Source organism: Bradyrhizobium campsiandrae (assembly GCF_014529705.1).
Classification (GTDB): Bacteria; Pseudomonadota; Alphaproteobacteria; order Rhizobiales; family Xanthobacteraceae; genus Bradyrhizobium; species Bradyrhizobium campsiandrae.
Window position 1 is genome coordinate 1 of record NZ_JAANIH010000030.1, and the last position, 20,422, is coordinate 20,422.

General features: G+C 61.0%; 19 protein-coding genes and 1 pseudogene. 4 read left to right on the forward strand and 16 right to left on the reverse strand.

The genetic code is table 11. The features are described 5' to 3' along the window. The coding region (locus tag G8O24_RS22055; protein WP_368736612.1) for a thiolase family protein at positions 1-1,111 on the reverse strand (1,111 nt) is incomplete at its 3' end. A 58-nt stretch (positions 1,112-1,169) separates the two neighbouring features. After that, a complete protein-coding gene (locus G8O24_RS22060; protein WP_188102985.1) occupies positions 1,170-2,279 on the reverse strand; it encodes a CaiB/BaiF CoA transferase family protein in 1,110 nt (369 codons plus the stop codon). A gap of 116 nt (positions 2,280-2,395) precedes the next feature. Here G8O24_RS22060 and G8O24_RS22065 point away from each other — a divergent pair, with 116 nt between their 5' ends. Both G8O24_RS22065 and G8O24_RS22070 read left to right on the forward strand, forming a co-directional pair. Further along, complete coding sequence (locus G8O24_RS22065; protein ID WP_368736613.1) at positions 2,396-3,166, forward strand: enoyl-CoA hydratase/isomerase family protein; 771 nt, start codon at positions 2,396-2,398, stop codon at positions 3,164-3,166. 35 nt (positions 3,167-3,201) lie between these two features. Further along, a complete protein-coding gene (locus tag G8O24_RS22070; protein WP_188102987.1) occupies positions 3,202-4,422 on the forward strand; it encodes a phenylacetate--CoA ligase family protein in 1,221 nt (406 codons plus the stop codon). Positions 4,423-4,449: 27 nt separating this feature from the next. On the opposite strand, the gene G8O24_RS22075 is transcribed toward G8O24_RS22070, so the two are convergent. The 7 genes from G8O24_RS22075 to G8O24_RS22105 all read right to left on the reverse strand — a co-directional run bounded on the left by G8O24_RS22075 (position 4,450) and on the right by G8O24_RS22105 (position 11,832). After that, positions 4,450-5,241: an ABC transporter ATP-binding protein gene (locus G8O24_RS22075; protein WP_188102989.1), complete on the reverse strand. Its 792-nt coding sequence runs from the start codon at positions 5,239-5,241 to the stop codon at positions 4,450-4,452. 60 nt (positions 5,242-5,301) lie between these two features. Next, complete coding sequence (locus tag G8O24_RS22080; RefSeq protein ID WP_188102990.1) at positions 5,302-6,531, reverse strand: ABC transporter substrate-binding protein; 1,230 nt, start codon at positions 6,529-6,531, stop codon at positions 5,302-5,304. A gap of 51 nt (positions 6,532-6,582) precedes the next feature. Next, entirely contained in the window at positions 6,583-7,635 is a 1,053-nt protein-coding gene (locus G8O24_RS22085) for a branched-chain amino acid ABC transporter permease (protein ID WP_188102992.1), read from the reverse strand. A gap of 3 nt (positions 7,636-7,638) precedes the next feature. Next, the gene (locus G8O24_RS22090) at positions 7,639-8,523 is read right to left on the reverse strand and encodes a branched-chain amino acid ABC transporter permease (RefSeq protein ID WP_188102993.1); all 885 of its coding nucleotides are present in this window, start codon (positions 8,521-8,523) and stop codon (positions 7,639-7,641) included. Then, positions 8,520-10,484: an AMP-dependent synthetase/ligase gene (locus tag G8O24_RS22095; RefSeq protein ID WP_188102995.1), complete on the reverse strand. Its 1,965-nt coding sequence runs from the start codon at positions 10,482-10,484 to the stop codon at positions 8,520-8,522. The genes G8O24_RS22090 and G8O24_RS22095 overlap by 4 nt, the downstream gene beginning before the upstream one ends. After that, positions 10,484-11,308 (reverse strand): ABC transporter ATP-binding protein, encoded by an 825-nt coding sequence (locus tag G8O24_RS22100; protein WP_311972253.1) that lies wholly within the window; start codon positions 11,306-11,308, stop codon positions 10,484-10,486. The genes G8O24_RS22095 and G8O24_RS22100 overlap by 1 nt, the downstream gene beginning before the upstream one ends. Before the next feature lie 296 nt (positions 11,309-11,604). Beyond that, positions 11,605-11,832: a hypothetical protein gene (locus G8O24_RS22105; protein ID WP_188102997.1), complete on the reverse strand. Its 228-nt coding sequence runs from the start codon at positions 11,830-11,832 to the stop codon at positions 11,605-11,607. An 18-nt stretch (positions 11,833-11,850) separates the two neighbouring features. Between G8O24_RS22105 and G8O24_RS22110 the strand changes: the two genes are divergently transcribed. Next, on the forward strand, positions 11,851-13,008 hold the full coding sequence (locus tag G8O24_RS22110) for an acyl-CoA dehydrogenase family protein (RefSeq protein WP_188102999.1): 1,158 nt from the start codon (positions 11,851-11,853) through the stop codon (positions 13,006-13,008). Between the two features lie 154 nt (positions 13,009-13,162). Further along, positions 13,163-13,747 (forward strand): TetR/AcrR family transcriptional regulator, encoded by a 585-nt coding sequence (locus tag G8O24_RS22115; RefSeq protein WP_202988767.1) that lies wholly within the window; start codon positions 13,163-13,165, stop codon positions 13,745-13,747. 219 nt (positions 13,748-13,966) lie between these two features. On the opposite strand, the gene G8O24_RS45195 is transcribed toward G8O24_RS22115, so the two are convergent. The 7 genes and pseudogenes from G8O24_RS45195 to G8O24_RS22150 all read right to left on the reverse strand — a co-directional run bounded on the left by G8O24_RS45195 (position 13,967) and on the right by G8O24_RS22150 (position 20,368). Further along, positions 13,967-14,218, reverse strand: coding sequence for an enoyl-CoA hydratase-related protein (locus G8O24_RS45195; protein WP_188103003.1), 252 nt, complete (start codon positions 14,216-14,218; stop codon positions 13,967-13,969). 52 nt (positions 14,219-14,270) lie between these two features. Next, positions 14,271-14,657: an enoyl-CoA hydratase-related protein gene (locus G8O24_RS45200; RefSeq protein WP_188103005.1), complete on the reverse strand. Its 387-nt coding sequence runs from the start codon at positions 14,655-14,657 to the stop codon at positions 14,271-14,273. Then, positions 14,624-14,971 carry an SDR family NAD(P)-dependent oxidoreductase gene (locus G8O24_RS45655; RefSeq protein WP_368736614.1) on the reverse strand — a complete coding sequence of 116 codons (348 nt, stop codon included), beginning with the start codon at positions 14,969-14,971 and terminating at the stop codon, positions 14,624-14,626. Before G8O24_RS45655 ends, G8O24_RS45200 begins: the two co-directional genes overlap by 34 nt. Before the next feature lie 24 nt (positions 14,972-14,995). Then, positions 14,996-15,913 (reverse strand): annotated as a pseudogene (locus G8O24_RS45660) (AMP-binding protein); the annotation flags it as partial. A 15-nt stretch (positions 15,914-15,928) separates the two neighbouring features. Beyond that, a complete protein-coding gene (locus G8O24_RS22140) occupies positions 15,929-17,479 on the reverse strand; it encodes an AMP-binding protein (protein ID WP_188103011.1) in 1,551 nt (516 codons plus the stop codon). A gap of 497 nt (positions 17,480-17,976) precedes the next feature. Then, a complete protein-coding gene (locus G8O24_RS22145) occupies positions 17,977-19,113 on the reverse strand; it encodes a nitronate monooxygenase (RefSeq protein WP_188103012.1) in 1,137 nt (378 codons plus the stop codon). A 70-nt stretch (positions 19,114-19,183) separates the two neighbouring features. Beyond that, on the reverse strand, positions 19,184-20,368 hold the full coding sequence (locus G8O24_RS22150; RefSeq protein ID WP_188103014.1) for a cytochrome P450: 1,185 nt from the start codon (positions 20,366-20,368) through the stop codon (positions 19,184-19,186). Between the last annotated feature and the right edge of the window lie 54 nt (positions 20,369-20,422).

Sequence of the window (20,422 nt, forward strand, 5' to 3'; positions counted from 1 at the left end):
CGCGCAGTTGCGTCACCAGTTCATGCACCTGTCCGATTCCGGTGGCTCCGACGGGATGTCCCTTGGATTCAAGTCCGCCGGACGGATTGACCGGTAGGCGTCCGCCGAGCGAGGTGTCGCCGCGCTCCGAAATGATGCCGCCTTCGCCGAAGTCGCAGAATCCGAGATTCTCGATCTGGATGATCTCGCCCATGGCCGTGGCGTCATGTACCTCGGCGACGGACACGTCGTCCGGGCCGATGCCGGCCTTGTCATAGGCCTTTTTCGCCGCGAGCGCGGTACAGTGCCGCTCCACCGCGGACGGATCACGATCGCTGCCGGTCTGGATCACCGATGCCAGCACGCGGATCGCCCGTGACTCGTCAAGGCCGAGGCGCTTCAAGCCCACTTTGGTCACAAGGATCGCTGCCGCCGCGCCATCGGATATCGGCGAGCACATCGGCAGTGTCAGAGGATAGGTGATCGGCGGCGCACTAAGCACCTCGTCCACCGAATAGGCATTGCGAAACTGCGCCAGCGGATTTTCTACCGAGTGCCGGTGGTTCTTCGCCGCCACCGCAGCAAGCTGACGCTGCGTGGTGCCGAACCGCTTCATGTGCTGACGGGAGAATGCTGCGTAGACATCCATGAACACACTATAGGGCTTGTCCGAGGTCGAGCCTTCCGGCACCTCGACACCCTCGCCGAGCGCCAGCAGCCTATCCCGTATTTCACCATCTCGGCTGACGTCCCAGGCACTGTCAAACGCCTCGAACATCAGTTTACGATCGGTCGAAAACATCTTCTCGGCGCCGAGCGCGAGCGCAACATCACCCTCACCCGCCTTGAGGAAGGTCACGGCAAGGTTGAACGCCGTGCTACCGCTGGCGCAGGCGTTTTCGACATTGACCACGGGAATGCCGCCGATACCCATTTCGCGCAGCAGGATCTCGCCGCGGATCATGTGCTGGCGCTCCATGTGTCCTTGCGACGCATTGGCGAAAAACCCCGCCTCGATGTCAGCTTTCTGCAATCCCGCATCGCCGAGCGCGGCATCCACCGCACTGCGCGACAGAGTCTTCATATCGGTATCCAGCATGCGCCCAAACGGGGTCATGCCAACGCCGACCACATAGATCTCGCTCATCCCACCCTCCCAGAGGATTATGATCTTCTCTTGTCTCTGCCTGTTAGTCCTTCAGCTCCGGCAGCGTGCGCAGGACCTGCTCGGTATGCTCGCCAAGGCCCGGCACACCGGAACGCGGACCAGGATGTTCGCCGGAGAAAATCAGCGGCTGCGCCACGTGATAGCGTCGCTCGCCATTGCCCTCCGCCACCTCGCGGAATAGCCCGCGCGCACGGAAGTGTGGATCGGCGGTCACCTCGCTCAACGAGTTCACCGGCCCCCACGGAATCCCAGCGGCGTCCAGCCTCTCCGCCCAATCGGCGCGATCGCGCGTCGCCAGCGCGCCAGCGACTTTGCTTCGCAACGCATCGCCGCGCGCGACCCGCTCGCCACGATTGAAGCCCGCCGCATCAGGCATGCCGAGCAGCTCGCACAGCGGCCGCCAGAACCAGTCTTCGTGAGCGATCGACAGTGTGAGAAGACGACCGTCGGCACACTTGAAGACGCCATAGGCCGGCTCGGCGCCGATGTCAGCGAGCGGCGCGCCGTTCATCACTGGACCGAGCATCACCGACATCCAAGACACCAGGCCATCCGTCATCGAGACATCGACGTATTTGCCTTTTTCTGTACGTGCCCGCTCGAACAGTGCCGCCAGCGTGCCGACCACAGCGAACATGCCGGAGGACAGATCGCCGATCGCGATGCTTCCCGGGTCTTCTACCGAACCCTGCTCGGCGTGGCGAAAGAGAAACCCGGCGAGCGCCTGATAGGAAATGTCGTGGGCTGGGCGATCGCGATACGGCCCATCCTGCCCAAAGCCGGAGATCGAGACATAGACAAGGCCTGGATTGAGCTGCGCCATTGCTTCATGGCCGAACCCGAGGCGCGCCATGGTGCCCGGACGAAATCCTTCCATCAGCACGTCGGCGGAAGCCACCAGCCTGCGCAGGTTCAGCTTGCCTTCGGCACTCTTGAGATCCAGCGCCACCGACTGCTTGCCGCGATTGAGCGCGCCATGAAAGGCCGGAAACTGCCGTGCAGGGTCGCCCGCCCCCGGCCGCTCCACCAGGATCACCTCCGCGCCCAGGTCACTCAGCAACAAGGTTGCGTACGGCCCCGGATACTGTTCGGCCAGACTGATCACCCGAATTCCAGCGAGGGGAAGGCTCATCTCATGCTCACTTATGGCAGTGACCCGGCTTGCATTAGTCCCTCCAGTCTGTAACATAACCCGGGAAATAATCAACTAACTTCAAAGTCAATTAAGAGGGAAGCGCGGTGGAATCGGTGATTTCTGAAATTCGGGGCGGCGCGATGTGGATCACGCTGAACCGGCCGGATGCACTCAATGCCATCACTCCCGCAGTGGTTTCGGGCATCAACGCGGCGCTCGACAAGGCTCAGCTGTCGGACGTCCGCGCAGTGGTGCTGACCGGAACGGGGCGCGCGTTCTGCGCCGGCGCTGACCTCAAATTCGTACGCGGCGAAGCGGGAGACGACGAAACGGCGCTGAGTCGCTTTCTCGATACTGTTCTCCTCGTCATGAACCGGCTCGAGACGTTTCCCATGCCGGTCATTGCGTCGCTGAACGGATTGACGTTGGCCGGCGGCCTGGAACTGATGCTGTGCTGCGATCTCGTTGTCGCGGCGCGCGCGGCCAAGCTCGGCGACGCGCATGCAAACTATGGTCTCTTGCCTGGCGGCGGCAGCTCGGTGCGACTGCCGCGCAAGATCGGCTCGACCCGCGCAAAATATCTGCTCTACACCGGCGAGTTCGTGCCAGCCGAACAGCTTGTCGCCGCCGGACTGGTCAACGAGGTCGTCGATGACGATAAGCTGATCCCGACGACCCAAGCGCTGGTCGCCAAGCTCGTCAACAAGAGTCCGCTCGTGCTTCGTCGCATGAAGGCCCTGGTCGATGATGGCCTGGAGCAACCTTCCGCAATAGCATTGCGACAAGAACTTCTCGCCAGCGAAGTCCACGCCCGCAGCCACGACCTGAAGGAGGGACTTGCCGCATTTGAGGAAAAACGCAAACCACGCTTCACCGGCAAATAGGAAAAGCAAGCCGGGAACGCAAAGAGGAGGCGGTAATGAGCCAGGACACCCGCTTCACACGCCTGCAGCGGATTCAACATGCCGCCTACCAGCTTGCACCCACTATCCGGGAGATATTCGATCGTGCAGGCCTTGCTCCGGCCGACCTAAAAACCCTGGACGATCTGTCGCGGCTGCCCGTATTCAAGAAGGAGGCACTGGTCGACCTGCAGCGCCGACGGCCACCATTCGGCGGGTTTCTCGCTGCGAAGGACCAAGATATCGTCCGCATCTTTGTCTCACCCGGCCCCATCAACGAACCTCAACTGGCGCACGATCGCGACGGCTGTGGCTTCGGTACGGCCTTTGCTGCTGCCGGCCTTGGCCCCGGCGATCGAGTGCTCAATACCTGGTCCTATCATCTCGTACCGGCCGGCCTTCTGCTCGACGAGGGACTGCGCTCCGTCGGCGCGACGGTGATTCCAGCGGGCACGGGCGGCAGCGAATTGCAGGCGAAGCTGGCAATCGACCTTGGCGTGACCTGCATCTGCGCCTCGACAGCCTTCTTTATCACGCTTGCAGAAGCCGTCGAGGCGATGGGTCACTCGCTCCCCGGAGGCTGGAAGGTCAAAACTGCGTTGCTCGGCGGCGAACTCGGCGACTGGCTCGGCAAGCGCCGCCGCCTGGAAGCCAGGTACGGCATCCGGACCTTCGCAGTCTATGCGACAGCGGACTTCGGCGTGATCGGCTTCGAAAATGGAGCGCAGGACGGCGGCTACGAGATCCATCAGGATCGTATCGTACAGATCTGCGACCCGACGACGGGGGTCCCGCTCCCGCAGGGCGAGCCTGGCGAGATCGTGGTCACCACGCTGACGCCGGGCTGGCCGCTGATCCGGTTCGGGACCGGCGATGTCGCCGCCGCCACGGCAACGAATGCTGACGGCACGGTGCGGCGGATCGGTATGCTGCAAGGACGCGTCGGCCATGCGGTGAAGGCACGCGAGATCTTCATCTATCCCCGCCAGCTCGAAGACCTCGCAATTGCCGTTCCAGGAATCGGCCGCGCGCAAGCAATCGTCACGCGCCCGCAACTGCGGGAAGAAATCACGGTGCGGCTTTCGCTGCTGCCGGACGCGGACCGCGACGCCGTCCTGGCTGCGGTGCCGGCCCGCTTCAACGCGCTGTCGCGCCTGAAGGCCGATCGTATCGAGGTGGTTGGTACGGATGAGTTGCCGGCTGAGGCTCCATTCGTGGTCGACCGGAAGGACGGATAACCCCGCAAGGCAACAGCACGCAGCGCCTCAGCCGAGCCACCGCTTACGACGTCGGTAATGCTTGATATCGCGATAGCTCTTGCGCTCGCCTTTGAGGTCAAGTCCGAGATAGAACTCCCGCACGTCCTCGTTGTTGCGCAGCTCTTCTGCGGCGCCTTCGAGGACGATGCGCCCATTCTCCATGACGTAACCATAGTCGGCGATCTCAAGTGCAACCCGCGTGTTCTGCTCGACGATCAGAAGCGTGGTTCCGCTTGCCTTGAGGTCCTTCAGCAACTCGAAGACCTCGTCGATCATCAGCGGCGCAAGACCAAGCGATGGCTCATCGATCATGATCAGCTTTGGATTGGCCATCATCGCGCGTCCAATCACGACCATCTGCTGTTCGCCGCCGGACAGATAGCCGGTTATGCGATCCTTGAGCGCCGCAAGCCGACGGATGCGATCGTAAACACTATCGAGGCGCTTGCGCACGTCGCGCCCCGACGATTCCATGTGGCCGCCGACCAGCAGATTCTGCTCAACGGTCAGATGGCGCAACACGCGGCGGCCCTCCATCACGTGGATGATGCCGCTTCGAACGACTTCGGTCGGATCCGCCTTGTCGATCCTCTTGCCGTCGAAATTGATGTTGCCGGAGGTCACCCGGCCATCCTCGACGCGTATGATGCCGGAAATCGCCTTCAGGGTCGTGGACTTGCCGGCGCCGTTGCCGCCGAGCAGCGCAACGCACTTGCCATCCGGCACGGCGAGCGAGATGCCCTTCACCGCCAGGATGACATCGCTGTAGATGACTTCAACGTTGTTCAGTTCGAGCAAAACGCAAGCCTCCCGAGGGGATCCGACCGGGCCCGCTGGACCCGGCCGGATGGCGTTACTTCACCACTTGTTAATGGACGGCACCGGCACGCCCGCCGCGGCCTCCATGTACTTGCCGTCCTTGATGGTGGCGATGCTCGCGACCAGCCCCTGCGTCGGGAACGGCCCCTCGTTTGAGAACTTCGTGTTGCCGAGAATCTTGAAGGTATCGTCCGCCGAGATCGTCGTCGACAGAAGCGCCTCGCGGATCGCTTCGCCGGTGATCTTGTCCGGACCGACCTTCTTGGCTGCAGCTTCGATGGCCCGCATCGCGATCAACGCCTGACCAAGACCCTGCACGGCAGAAACCGTCCACTTCGCCTTGAGGCCGTACTTGCTCTGAAGCATTTCGAAAAACTCACGCCCCGGCGTCTTTGCGTCAGTGGGCGCGGCCATCGCATAGACCTCATAATCGCCCTCCATCTGCTTGACGTCGCCGATCGCGCGGCCGGATTCCGCCAACCCGTTGTGCGAGCTCATGATAATCGGCACCTGCTTGCCTAGCGACTGCAGCGCCCGCTTGGTGGCGACCACGGCGGCCGTGTTCGTCATAATCATGATCACCTCAGCTCCCTTGCGGGTCACGCGGTTGACTTGGGTGGTGAGGTCGGTCGGCTGCACTTCCGTGAACACAACCTCGACGACCTCGACCTTGTCGGGATTGTCGGCCGCATAGCGCTGGACGCCCTTGTGCTGATCGACATAGGCGGGCGAAGCTTCCGACGAAATGATCGCGACCTTCAGCGGCCCGCTGCCACCGCGCTTCTGACGTAACCAGTCGAAGAACGCCGCGGCTTCGTGGCTGTAGGTCGGACGCTGGTTGAAGATCCACGGATCGGGCTTCCAGGCAAAACCATACGCGGCAGTCGACATTACCATCGGGATCTTGTCGGACGGCAGCCGCCCCTGAAGCGCGGCGACGTCGGGTCCGCCGACCCCGAGCACGATGATCGGGTTGAGCTCGGCCTTGATGCCGGGCCACAGGCTCGCCACCTGCGCCGCATCATAACGATGATCGTAATCCTTGATACCGAGCTTGACGCCGATCTTCTTGCCGACTTCGGCATTCCACCAGTCGATGACCGGCCGGCGCGCACCGATCAAGTCTTTCATCACGTCCGCATAGGGACCGGTGAAATCGGCAAGCGACGCCACATTGTAGGTAGTCTGGGCACTGGCCGGCGCCGAGATCGTCAGCAAACCGAGCGCGGCGGCCGCCCCGGCGATCTTGATATGCTTCGAAATTGTCATCTTTTCAGTTCCTCCCATGAATGTTCTCAAAACTCCGATCGGCCCTGGCCTTCAATAGGGAAACGGCCAAAGGCGATAGGATCGTTTCAGGATATTCCAGCGGTGCATCAACCCGCGCGGCTCGAAAATCAGAAACGCGGCGATGATCCCGCCGAGAAACACATTCATCAGCGCGAATACCACGTCGCCACCAAGCGAGGGAAATTCCGCAACGATGCTGGGACCAAGTGTAACGAAGCTTTCCTGAATTGCCTTGATGACGAAGACGCCGACCAATGCTCCGGTGATCGAGCCAAGGCCTCCGACAATGACCATGGCGATGAACCAGATCGAATGGAACAGCGTGAACTGATCAACGGCGACGAAACGCACGTAGTAAGCCCACAGCGCCCCGCCGATCCCCGCGTAGAACGCGCCGATCAGGAAGGCGGTTGCCTTGGTCCGCACGACGTTGATTCCCATCAACCCGGAAGCAACGTCGTCATCACAGACTGCGACGAAGGCGCGCCCGTGCCGGCTGCGCACAATGCCGTAGGCGCCGAGCACCATCGCCGCGGTCGCAGCCAGACAGAGATAGTAGATCGAGGTCTCACTGACGAAACTGAAGCCGAAGATCTGCGCCGGTTCCAGCGTCAGACCGTTCGATCCGCCGAACCATGACTGCGGCAGATTGAGAATGAGGAAATGAAACAAGGACTGCGCCGCGATGGTGGTGAGTGCAAGGTAAAAGCCCTTGATGCGAACCGCCGACAGGCCAAAGATGAACCCGAATACGGCGGCGGCACAGCCTCCAAGCGGAATACTGAGCCAGAACGGCAAGTTGAATTTGATGGCCAGCGCGCCGGTAGCGTAGGCGCCGACCCCCATGAAGGCAGCCTGGCCGAGATTGATCTGACCCGCATAGCCCATGTTGATCTGCAGGCCGACCACGACAACGGCCATGATCAGCATATTGGTCGAGATGGCGACGAGGCGCGGCCCCAGGACGTGGGGCAGAACGACCAGCGCGATGAGAAACAGAACGAGCGCGACCCATTGCCCGCGAGTGCGGATCAAGGCCTGATCGCGTTCGAAACTGGTGGCGAATACGCCTGCCGGATCCATCGGTCAGACCCTTTCGATGGTCTTCCAGCCGAACATCCCGGTCGGCCGAATAAAGAGAATGAGCAGCATGATGATGAACGGGAACACGGTGCCGATCGCACCGCCCACGATCGGATCAAGATAGGCAGTCACGAGCCCCTGAATAATGCCGACGATAAGGCCGGCCAGCAGAACCCCGGCGATCGCCTCGAAACCCGCCAGCAGCGCCACCGGCAACGCCGCAAGGCCGATGTCGGAGGCAAGAAAGTTCAGCGACTTTCCGCTAAGGAAGATGATGGCGCCGAGCGTCGACAGTACGGCGCCGAGAATCCACGCAAACGCGATAGAGCGCTTCACTGAAATTCCCATCGACAATGCCACCTGATGATCTTCGGCCACCGCTGTCATGCGCAACCCGGCCCGCGTGCGGTTGAAAAACCACGACAGGCCGAAGCCGACGATGACCGTGATTGCGCCGCCGATGAGAAGCGAGCGGGGGATGAGAATCTCCCCGATGATCACCGGCTGAAGCGGAAAGATGATTGGGAACGAGCGCACCTGCGGGCCGAACAGCACGAGGATTAAGCCGCGGATCAGGATCAACAGTCCGATGGTGACCATGACCATGGCAAATACCGATTCACCGGCAAGGCGGGAAAAGAACACCCGCTCGACCAGGAGTCCGAACAGCGCCGCCGCAACGAACGCGAGCGGAATGCCGATCGAGAGTGGCAGGCCCAGCGAGGCGACCATCCACCAGACGATGAAGCCGCCGAACACGACAAGTTCGCCTTGAGCGAAATTGAAGACTTTCGACGCTCGATAGATGACCACGAATCCCATGGCGATGAGGGCGTAGAGCAGTCCAACCAGCGCGCCGTTGATGAAATAGTTGACGAAATCGATCATGCGATGGCCCGCAACGGTTCAGCGGCGTTTGCCGACTTGCCCCCTTTGACGACGTCGTGGATGGCGACGTGAGCAGACAGCGTACCCTTTCGCCCGTCCTGATATGTCACTGCAATGTCGAGCTTCTGATCATCCCGACCGTCGTACATCGCCTCGATCAGCACGGCATAGCGTTCGGCGAGGAATTCGCGTCGCAGCTTGCGTGTGCGGGTCAGTTCGCCTTCATCCGGATCGAGCTCCTTGGGGAAGTTGGCGAACCGACGGACCCGCGCATGCTCGGGCAGGAACGTATTGACGCGCGCAATCTCGCCGCGCATCAATTCGGCTACCTCAGCCTTCTGCGAAAGATCGGTAAAGGTGGAGAAGCTGATGTTTCGGTCTTCCGCCCATCGTGACACCACACTCATGTCGATGTTGATCAGCGCGCCGATATAGTCGCGCGTATCATCGCCTAGCGTCATGATATCCTTGATGAACGGGCTGAAACGCAGCCGGGTCTCGATAAACTGAGGCGGAAACCGTTCGCCGGAGCGAAGCTGTCGAAGATCATCGAGGCGCTCGAGGAATACGAGCTCGCCGCCGTCCGTGACCGACACCGCATCGCCCGTACGATACCATCCTTCCTCAACGCGCTGGGCCACGCTGTCAGGCTTCTTGTGATAGCCTTGGAAGAAGCTTCCGCCGCGAATAAGCAATTCACCCTGCTGCGAGACCTTCCATTCCAGCGACGCGCCGGATTCGGGGTGCGCGTTCAGCCAGTGCCCCACCGTCTCGAGATTGTATCGATCGCCCTGATGCAGGGTCAGAAGCCCGATCTCTGTGGTGCCATAGATGTTGCGCAACGGCACGCCGATGGCATGGAACAGGCGGAACACATCCGGCGCCATCGTGGACCCGCCGCACAAAGCGAGCTTGATGCGCGTGAGGCCGAGCTTGTCCCGCAGCGGCTTCAACACCAGCACTTCCGCGAGCGGCAGCGCAAGCCGCGCGCCGAAGGGGATCGGCTTGCCTTCGAGACGCGCGACGTGGACCTTGTGGCCGATATCGACACCCCAGGCGTAGATTGCCCTACGCATCCGGCCGGCATCGAGCATCCGGCCTTGGATCGTGGCGGCGAGACTCTCCCACTGGCGCGGGGCGAACACCATCACCTCGACCGCGAGTTCGCGGATATTGTTGAGAACCTCCTCGGGCGATTCCGGGAAATTCACCACCAGCGGCAGCAGGAGGCCGATGGTGACGCCGAAGAACTGCTCCGTCGCCCAGGCCGGGGCGATATAGGTGAGATACTCCATGCCGGGCTTGATGCCGGTCGCCGCGATGACGCGATGCCCGTTGTCGACGAGATAGCGGTGGGTCAGCACCACGCCCTTTGGCCGCCCGGTGGTGCCGGAGGTATAAGACAGCACGGCCACGTCGTCGGGTCGGCCTGTCTCGACCAGGCGCCGGAACAGATCGGTATCCTCGGCGTGGCGCGCGCGTCCGGCCTCAACCACTTTCTCGAACGGCGTCAGGCGCTCGTGACGATAGGACCACATCCCGGTATCGTCCCAGTAGATCATCTGGCGAAGGTGCGGAACGCGATCGAGAATCGCGAACCCTTTGTCTACCTGCTCCTGATCCTGCGCTACCAGACAGACCGCATCGCTATCGTTGAGGAGGTATTCGATTTCGTCCGCAGTGATGTCAGGATAAAGCGAAACGATCTTGCATCCAATCGAGAACGCCGCAAACTCGCTCCAGAAGTTCTCCGGCTCGTTCTCGCCGATAATGGCCACGGTCTCGCCGCGGCGAATACCCATCGCGTCAAGGCCAAGGGCGAAGGAACGCACCTTCTCGAGAACATCGCCATAGGTGTATTCGCGCCAGATGCCGCGATACTTGTGCCGCTCAACGAGCCGGTCCGGCGCCGCGCTGGCGCGCTCGAGCAACAGTTGCGGAATGGTACGCATCGGCAGCATCAGCGATTTCCTTCGCCCAGATACGCCTTGAGCACCGCAGGATTTTGCTGAATCTCCAGCGGAGTCCCCTCTGCAATAGTGCAGCCAAAGTCGAGCACGACGATCCGGTCGGCAAGATCCATGACGACACCCATGTCGTGCTCGACCAGCACCACCGGGATCCGTCGCGCCTCGCGAACGTCGAGAATGAAGCGCGCGAGGTCTTCCTTCTCCTCGGTATTCATCCCGGCCATCGGCTCATCCATCAGCAGGATGCTCGGCTCCTGAGCCAGTGCACGACCGAGATCGACGCGTTTGCGCAAGCCGTAGCCAAGGCTGCCCACGGGCTGATGGCGGATGGATTCGATTTCGAGCAACTCGATGATTTCCTCGACGACCTCGCGGTGCCGGATCTCCTCGCGCCTGCAAGGCCCGAAGTAAAAGAACGCCGACGGAATCGAGCTCTTCATGTGAATGTGACGACCGACCATGATGTTTTCGATCACGGTCATGTTCGAAAAGATATGCGTCCCCTGGAAGGTCCGGGCCAGGCCGGCCTTCACGATATGGTGGACGCCCATACCGGACAGCAGCGAGCCATTGAATCGCACCTCGCCCTGCTGCGGCCGATAGAAGCCGCTGAGGCAATTCATCAGGGAGGTCTTGCCGGCACCGTTCGGCCCGATCACCGCGAGCAACTCGTCGGCCCCGACCGCCATGGACACATTGTCAAGCGCGACGACGCCACCGAAAGCCATCCGGATACCGTCGGCGACGAGAACCGCGACATTCTGCGCCGCACGGCTCTGCGATGCTGCATAGAGAGGCGAAACAGCGCTCAACACACTCCCCCCTTAACCAACGCAATCCTGGACATTCCTCCTCCCAACGGTATGCGGCATTTCGACCGAGCAGCGCTTGCCCATAATCGATCCATCCTTCACGGATTTTTATGACCGATGAGCATTATTTTTAACTCCACAGTCAATTTTGGTCAAGTCCAATCAGGAGCCTGCAACGCAGCACGACGCAACCAAGCCGATCGAACACTCCGGCGCCAACGCATCAAGAAAACACGGACTCCGGTTGCAGCAAGCAGTAGGCACTTCCCGCTTTGGCGGAAGCTCGTAATCGACCGCATTCAGGCGCGCCTTTCGACGAAGCGGTCTTCGACCTTTCGACCTGCAATGGCACCAAACGCATCCGGAAAGGTAAAGCATCGAATACGAATTGACCACAGCGTCAAATATCCTAATATGCGGTTGAAGGCGAAGATCTGCAGCTCTTCACGAGCAACGCGTGTCAACCGGTTTTCCGCGATCGCGAACCACCTCGCTCCAACAACGCTGCCGATCTCCGATAACGTCACGCAGAAGGAGAATCCGGGATGGCAGGGGCCGAGAGCAAATCTTTTTCGTTCCTCACGGACCAACAAACGATGGTTCGCGACGTGGCGCGCGATGTTGCGGCCGACGCTATCGCTCCCACGGCAGCGGAACGCGATCGCACTGCGACCTGGCCGTACGCCGAATTGAAGGCTCTCGCGAATCTTGGCTTCATGGGCATGCTGCCGTCTGAACAATATGGCGGCTCGAACGCCGGGTTTGTGGCCTATTGTCTGGCGCTGGAGCAGATCGCCTCGGCTGACGCGGGTGTCGGCACCATTTTCCACGTGCACAACGTCACCGCCTATACGATCGCCTTGCGCGGCAACGAAGAACAGAAGCAGAAGTATCTGCCGCCGATGCTGCGGGGCGAGAAGATCGGCGCGTTTCTTCTCACTGAGCCGCAAGCCGGATCGGACACCTCCGCATTTCGCGCCACCGCGCGCCGCGATGGCAATCACTTCATTCTCAACGGAACCAAGCAGTTCATTTCCAACGGGAGCGAAGCCGGCACCACCATCGTGCTGGCCCGTACCGACCCGCAGGCCGGCAAACGTGGTTTCACAACGTTCATCGTCGACCCTACCTCACTTGGCTACAATATCGCGCGTGTCGAGGACAAGCTCGGCCAGCGCACGGCCCATGTCGCTCAGATCCAGCTCGATAACCTTCGCGTTCCGGCGGAAAACGTGCTCGGTGAGGTCGGCGGTGGATACCGGATCGTCATGGGCGGCCTGTCCGACGGACGGATTGCGATCGCCGCGCAGGCGGTCGGCGTTGCTCAGGCAGCGCTCGACGCTGCGATACGCTACGCCAACGAGCGCGAGGCCTATGGCAAGCCGATCGTCGAATTGCAGGCGGTGAGCTTCCATCTCGCGGAAATGGCCGCTCAGGTCGACGTCGCGCGGCAATATTATATCCACGCCGCGCGGCTTCTCGAAGCCGGAGCATCGTGCGCCAAGGAAGCGGCCATTGCCAAGCTCGTCGCTTCGGAGATGGCGGAGAAGGTCTGCTCGGACGCCCTGCAGATCCACGGCGGCTATGGCTACCTGAAGGATTTTCCGGTCGAGCGCTACTATCGTGACGTTCGGGTCTGCAAAATCTATGAAGGAACCAGCGATATCCAGAAACAAATCATCGCACGCAGCCTTTCGGCCTGACGTTCCAAGAATTGACTTTAAGGCAATAGTTTGACTATGGAGACCTAAGCATCGCGAATCGTTCTTATATTCTCCGGATACTCGGCATGCTCTCATGAAGAAAGCATCGACGGCAAGGCGCGGCCGGCATGCCTCCGCCTGGAAAAGCGTAGTCTTGAGCCGGGAACAGCAGTTCTCGCTCAAGCGGGGTGCGCTGCTTCGTGAGGCCGGCCGCGCGTTCAGCCTTCGCGGCTATCACAACACCTCGCTCGAGGATGTGGCGAAGACCTTGGATGTTACCAAGGCCGCGCTCTATTACTACGTCAAGAACAAGCAGGAAATTCTCTTCGAATGCCACATGATGTCGCTCGACTTCGGGGACGACGCGATGAAGTACTGCGAGGAACACGGCAAGACCGGGCTCGAAAAAATTCTGCTGCTAATCGACAAGTACGTCAAAACTATCACCAGCGAGATGGGCTCCTTCGCCGTGCTCGGCGAGTACGACGCATTGGAGCCGCAGAACAAGGCCATCATCGGCAAGCGCCGCGACAAGTTCGACCGCGGTTTCCGAAAACTGATCTCCGAAGGTATTGCCGACGGAACGGTGCGTGCCATTGATCCCAAGCTGACGGTGTTCTTCTTCATGGGGTCGATCAACTGGATGACGCGATGGTTCACGACTGAGGGACCGCTCACCGGCGAGCAGGTCGCCCGGCAACTTGTCGATCTCATAGAGGGGGCTCTGCGGAGCCGCTGATCGAACCGCGACAGCCCCATCGGCGCGCCGAAACCGTTGCTCGCAGCCCCCCGCAAAAGCCACCCGCCGGACGGCGGCGCAGGAACGATGCTACTTTCGTCCCTTCCAGACTGGCTTGCGTTTCTCGCGAAAGGCGCCGATGCGCTTGCGCGCGTCGGCGTGAGCCATGTTCCTCAGCGCGAGTTCGCTGAAATATTCGTACGCATCGGATATCGGCATTTACAGCTGGCGATAGAACGCCTGTTTGCCGAGCGCCAGCGTGTAGGTCGATTTCGAGGCGATCTCCGCGGCGAGTGCTTTGACTGTTTCGGCAAGGCGTTTCGGCTCGACCACGTCGTTGACGAGTCCGACCCGTAACGCGAACTGCGCGTCGTAGAGACGCCCTGTCGCCGGCATCAGCGTCGCATGTTTCGGCATCACCGTTCGCGACAACGCCATGATCGGCGTCAGGCACCACAGGCCGATATTCACACCCGGGTGGCGAACCGCCCCTGGCTGGAAGCGACCGCCAGGTCGGCGCTGGCTACCAGCTGGCAACCGGCGGTGGAGGCCCATCCTCCACGCTCGCAATGATGATCTGCGGTTGATGACGCATAGCCTGCATCATTGCAGAGCAACGCGTCGACACCGTCTTGAAGAATTCCGGATCCGTCTCCTCGTCGAATTCGGTAAGATCATGCCCCGCGCAGAAGATCCTTTTGCCGACCCCAGTCAGGACGATCACCGCGATCGACGGCTGCCGCCGGAGGTCCAACAGGTGACGGGTCAGTTCGTCGATTGTCGTCAGGGAAAGGCTGTTGCCGCTACGTGGACGGTTCAAGGAAATGTACGAAACCGCGCCCCGATCCTCGCGGATAACAAGTCCTTTTTCTTCGCTTATGACACGTTCCCAGAAAGTCTCGTCAGCCAATTCGGCACGTGAGCGCACCATCGACAGGAAGAAGCACGCCGGAGATGTATTTCCGCCTCGTCTGATGCCAGAAACAAGGATGCATGCGCCACGTCCCAGGCGGTGCCCATCTTGCCCATCGGCACCATGGCGTCGCGCTTGGCGATCATGTCGTCGACGGAATCATAGACGTACTTGTAGGGCGCGACGATCATCGGCGTGTTGATCAGGCCCGGAAGCACCGCGTTGCAGAGAATGCCCTTCGGCGCGTATTCAACGGCAATGGCCTGAGTAAAGTGGTTCACGCCGCGGCCGTCGCCATTATCGAGGTGCATGTACGGCGGCAGATAGCTGATCGTGCAAGGCGACTCACCTTGGCCGTAGGTCTGCCACAGCCGCGGGCCGAGCGCTGACAGCGCGCGCTTGAGGTCCTCCACATACATCGGCGCGCCACCGTAGAAGATGTGGTCAAGGTTCTCTACCTTGAGGTCTGCCATGGATGGCGACGTGACGAGCCGGTTCACCATGGTCGGCGCGGCAAAGAACGAGCTGCCTGGGAAGTAGTTGACCAGGTCGACAATCTCATCCGGCTGGAAGCCGCCGCTCTCCGGCACAACATTGGTCGCACCGCGCACCAGATGCGCCAGCGCAAGCAACCCCGCGCCATGCGACAGCGGCGCCGGATAGAGCGAAGCATCGGTCTCGTCGACAGGCCCGATGTCGGCGAGAAAGCTCATCGTCATGTTGTAGAGGTTGCGATGGGTGAGCATCGCGCCCTTCGGATAACCGGTCGTGCCGCTGGTGTCGAACAGCTACGCAGTGTCGTCAGGCTTGGCCGATGCCGGTCGGTGATCGGGAGGCGTCGTCGCGAGCATCGCTCGATAGTCCTCGTCGTCGACATCGACGACGTTGCCCGGCTGCAACAGCCCGCCTTCGATATCAGTGAACAGCACCGAGGCCGCGCAATTGTCGATGATATAGGCGAGCTCCTTCGGATGCAGCTTGGCATTGATCGGCGCCACCGCCAGCCCGGCGAACCACGCGCCGAACAGGATCTCGAAATATTCCGGACGGTTGGAAAGGAAGACGCCGACCCGTGCGCCCGGCGCAAAGCCTTGTTGCGTAGCGCCGCGCCGAGCGCGGCGCTGCGCCGCAGAAGCTGCGCATAGCTGTGAACAGTCTCGCGACCGAGACAGACCAGTCTCGCGACCGAGACAGACCGCCGGGCGATCCGCGAAGGCTTTCGCCGCATTGGCGAGTACCATGGCAATATTCATGGGCTTATTCCCCGTTCAGATCGCGCGCGTGCGTCCTTTCCAGAAGGTCTCGCGGATATCCTTCTTGCGGACCTTGCCGACCGGGCTGCGCGGCAGGCTCTCCCAGAAATCCACCGACTTCGGCGCCTTCACGCTGCCAAGCCTGGTCTTGCAGAGTGCGATAATCTCGTCGGAGTTCGCGGTCGAGCCCTGCTTGAGTTCGATGACGGCCTTGACCGCCTCACCCCATTTCTCGTCGGGTACACCGATCACGGCGCAATCCTGCACGGCGGGATGGCCCCAGATGACTTGTTCGATTTCGCTCGGATAGACGTTGAAGCCGCCCGAGATGATCATGTCCTTCTTTCGATCGACGATATAGACGTAGCCGTCCTCGTCCTTGAAGCCGATATCGCCGGTGTGGTGCCAGCCGAAGGTGGAAACCTCCGCGGTCGCTTCGGGATTCTTGTAGTAGCCGGGCATCACTAGATTGCCGCGCACCACGATCTCGCCGCGCTCGCCGGGCGGCATCAGATTGCCGTCATCGTCCATGATTTCGACCGGCGTCAGCAGCGTCGGCCGGCCGCAGCTTGCCAGCCGCTTTTCCTTGTCGGGATCGCCGATCACCATGTGTTCCTGCGGCGACAGGAACGTGCAGAGCATCGGCGCCTCGGCCTGGCCGAAGGTCTGCGTCATCACCGGCCCGAACACCTCGAGGCATTCCTTCAGCTTGTCCACCGACATCGGCGCTGCGGCATAGATGAAGTGTTCGAGCGAGGAGAAATCATGCTGCTTGATGCCCTCATGGGCAAGCAGCATGTAGATCGCCGTCGGCGGCAGGAACATGTGCGTGACACCCTCGGTCTCGATCGTCTTCACCACCTTGGCGGCGTCGAAGCCCGGCAGGATGATCTGCGTCGCGCCAGCCGCCATCAGCATGATGCCGACGCCGCCCGCGGCGTGCGTCATCGGCGCGACGACGAGATGGACAGGAGGCTTCTTCACCGGCATCGAGGTGAAGAAGTTCGAGATCATGGTTTCCCAGACCAGGTTGGTCCAGAGCACGCCCTTCGGCCGGCCGGTGGTGCCGCCCGACGAGAAAACCGAAATGGGCTTGTTGCGGTCCTCGGGGATATTCGGATCCGTCTCGGCCGCATCTGCGATCCAGTCGAGCAGAAAGGGTGCATCCGCACCGGCCTTGTCGATGCAAATATAGAGGCGGATCTGGGGGCACTCCTTGCGGAACATCTGTGCATTGGCCTCGAACTCGCTGTGATAGAACAGCGCCTGGACGTCGCAATTGTCGAGGATGTAGGCATTGTCTTCGGTGGAGTTGCGGGCATTGATCGGCACCCAGATATTGGCGCCGCGCAAGATGCCGAGAATGCACTCGAATGCCGTCGCCGCATTGGGGCTGTATACCGCGGCCATCTCGCCGGGCTTGAGGCCGGCGGCCGCCAGCGCATTGGCGATCCGGTAGCTGCGAAGCTGAACCTCGCCGAAGGTTCGCGAGACCGTCGCATCCTTCAGGCACGTTCGCGATGGGTTGATACCGACGCCACGGTCGAAGAAATCGATCAGCCGCATGGATACCCCCTCAGCGCTCCAGGATCGTGATGCAGGCGGTCCACTCGGTCCGCCACCCACAGAAAAGCGAGCACGACGAACAACGTGAAGATCAGTTGATCCCAGAGCGTTTGCGTCCAAAGCTCCGGTCGACACTGCCGGGGCCGGCGAAGCGGCTCACCTGTTGCCTTGTTCGCGCTCGAGCGAGGGTGCCCAGGCACGAACTGGAAGCCGAGGCCATTGTCGATCATGGCGAAGCGGCCGGAGGCAAGTGACATCCGTTGGCGGTAGCCCCCGAAATCGGCTCACCTGTTTCGATGGGCATGCGCAAGCCCCCTTTCCTCAGCAAGGCGCCGTCCGACCGTGTCGGGCTCGTTCCCGCGCCACAAGTCGCCAGACGAGCCGCGTCGGGCCCTCCGTCACGCGGGCCGCGTTCTCCAAAGTCGGCGGCAAAAGTGCAGATGGATCGATCACCTTGGGTCGAGGGCAATGTACGAAGTTTCTTCGATCGTAAGAGCTCAGTCAGCCAACGTTGCGGATAGCCGCTCGACCGCCTCCGCATAATCCCGCTTGAAATCCATAACTACGGATCGCGCCGACTGCTCGGCATTCATGAGACCGACGGCCTGGCCCACGAAATAGGCAGCAAGTTCCTTTGCACCGCTGTGGCCGCCAGCCGCAAGCTTATCGACTTTCGCAAACGGGGGGCGACTGAGCAGTCCCTGCAGCGGCATGGGGAGCGGATCAGGCGCATCTTTCGTACCCCAGGCATCCGACCACGCTGATTGCAGTTGGCGCGTGGGCTTGCCGGTTCGGCTGCGAGAACGGACCGTGTTACGCGAGGTCGCCTTCAGCATCTTCTCTTTGACAGTGGGTGTCGTCTCCGCCTCTGTCGTCGTCAGCCACACGGAACCGGTCCAGGCGCCCGCAGCCCCCATGGCCATGCAAGCCGCCATTTGCCGGCCAGTCGCAATGCCGCCCGCCGCCAAGACATAGATGTTCTTATAAGGCTCGATCGCCTGGAGCACTTCGGGGATCAGCACCATCGTTGCGATCTCTCCGCAATGGCCTCCAGCCTCTCCGCCCGCAGCCACCAAAATATCGACTCCAGCCTGCGCGTGCTGGACGGCGTGTTCCCTTGCCCCGGTCAGCGCGCCGACCATGATGCCCTTCTTTCGAGCGCGATCCATCACCGATTTTGGCGGCACACCCAATGCGTTCACAAACAGCTTGATCGGATGTTTGAAAGCAACGTCAATGAGCTTTAGGGCACCAGCTTCCCGCATGTTGTCCGAGGAGCGGCCGTCGTAACCGCCTCTCCATAGATCAGATGAGTCGATTCCGTGCCGATCGAGAAGATCTTCGACGAACTTGCGATGACCCGCAGGGATCTGTTCGCGAAGCTGATCGTCGGTCAGTGCACCTGACTTGTCCTCCATCTTGTTGGGGATCAGCAGGTCGATACCATACGGCTTGCCTCGAACCTTCTTGTCGATCCAATCCATTTCGATCTCAAGACTTTCCGGTGTCAAACCGACCGCGCCAAGGACGCCGAACCCGCCGGCATTGGTCACTTCCGCAACGACATCGCGGCAGTGGGTAAAGGCAAACAGCGGAAACTCTATACCGAGTCTGTCACACAATTCAGAGTTCATGTTGCGCTTCCCTTTTATGGTCGATCACGCCAAGCCAAAAGCCATCCCGTTTTCGGGGTCATCTTTCTATTCAAACCTCAAGGGCAGCACGCGGGGGTCCTCTTACAGCACCTTCCGACCATCTTACGGCCTTGGGGTCCGCCAGATGAAACTCGGGAACGCGCTTGAGAAACTCCTCGACGGCCACGGTCAGCTCCATGCGCGCCAGATTCGATCCGATGCATCGATGAATGCCGAGACCGAAGGCGGCGTGTCGATTTTCCTTGCGGTCGATGATGACCTTGTCGGCATCCGGAAACATTGCAGGATCGCGATTGGCAGCGGGGAACGAAAGCAGCACCATCTGACCCGCCTTGTAAGGACATCCCTCAACAACGGTATCCTTGGTTACCATGCGAGCCATCGTCACGGGCGAATAGGCTCGCAATAATTCCTCGATCGCCGTCGGCATCAGGGCGGGGTCCGATGCAAGCCGGCGTCTGTCTTCAGGCGTCCTGGCAAGATGCCACAAGCAGGCCCCGATCCCGCTCCACGTTGTATCAATGCCGGCAATAAGGAGCAGGCGCAGAGTTCCTAGAATGTGATTGTCCGTAAGAGGTTGCACGTCGACACGAGCAGCAACAAGATAGCTGATGAGATCTTCAGATGGGGTCTTTCGGCGCCGTTGCACCTGTTCAAGGAAGTAGGCGGTCATTTCCTCCAGCGTGCCGACCATCGCTTCGTCATCGAGAACTGCCGCCTCGACCAGCCCATGCACCCAATCGCGGAATTTTTCGCCCTGATCCGCCGGCAGCCCAAGCATTCGTGCTATCACAAGCACAGGAATATGTTGGGCATAGTCGAGCGCCGCGTCGCACTGGTTCTTGCCGGCGAACCGGTCGATCAGCTCGTTGCAGATGGCGCGCGTTCCGGGAATCAGCTTGTCGATGGCCGCCGGCGTGAAAGGCAGCAGCAGCACCATCCGCGCCAGGCGATGGTGTGGGGGATCGGACGTGATGGGCGGCGCCGGCGATTTTACAGGTGGCGGGGTGGCGCGCACTTGCACACGCCGCGAGGAGAAGGCTTCGGTGTGATATGCAATCTCGCGAATGTCCTTGTAACGCGTGGGCAAATATACCCCCTGAAACCGATCCGTATGCGCAACGGGGCAAGAGCTGCGCAGCTCGGCCCAGATTGGAAAAGGGTCCTCTATCCATCGCGGGTCGAGATGATCGAAGTCTGTTGCCCAATCCTCGACGGGTGGACGGATATTCATCTTGCCTCCCTGACGCTGAAGGGTGTCCGCGGTCCGGCAACGGCGAGCGCCGGC

Coding starts and splice junctions, on each gene's coding strand:
- G8O24_RS22080 (WP_188102990.1), bottom strand. CDS start 6,531: ATGACAATTTCGAAGCATATCAAGATCGCCGGGGCGGCCGCCGCGCTC.
- G8O24_RS22140 (WP_188103011.1), bottom strand. CDS start 17,479: ATGCGGCTGATCGATTTCTTCGACCGTGGCGTCGGTATCAACCCATCG.
- G8O24_RS22110 (WP_188102999.1), top strand. CDS start 11,851: ATGGCAGGGGCCGAGAGCAAATCTTTTTCGTTCCTCACGGACCAACAA.
- G8O24_RS22070 (WP_188102987.1), top strand. CDS start 3,202: ATGAGCCAGGACACCCGCTTCACACGCCTGCAGCGGATTCAACATGCC.
- G8O24_RS45655 (WP_368736614.1), bottom strand. CDS start 14,971: ATGCACCTCGATAATGGCGACGGCCGCGGCGTGAACCACTTTACTCAG.
- G8O24_RS22090 (WP_188102993.1), bottom strand. CDS start 8,523: ATGATCGATTTCGTCAACTATTTCATCAACGGCGCGCTGGTTGGACTG.
- G8O24_RS22150 (WP_188103014.1), bottom strand. CDS start 20,368: ATGAATATCCGTCCACCCGTCGAGGATTGGGCAACAGACTTCGATCAT.
- G8O24_RS22060 (WP_188102985.1), bottom strand. CDS start 2,279: ATGAGCCTTCCCCTCGCTGGAATTCGGGTGATCAGTCTGGCCGAACAG.
- G8O24_RS22145 (WP_188103012.1), bottom strand. CDS start 19,113: ATGAACTCTGAATTGTGTGACAGACTCGGTATAGAGTTTCCGCTGTTT.
- G8O24_RS22095 (WP_188102995.1), bottom strand. CDS start 10,484: ATGCTGCCGATGCGTACCATTCCGCAACTGTTGCTCGAGCGCGCCAGC.
- G8O24_RS22085 (WP_188102992.1), bottom strand. CDS start 7,635: ATGGATCCGGCAGGCGTATTCGCCACCAGTTTCGAACGCGATCAGGCC.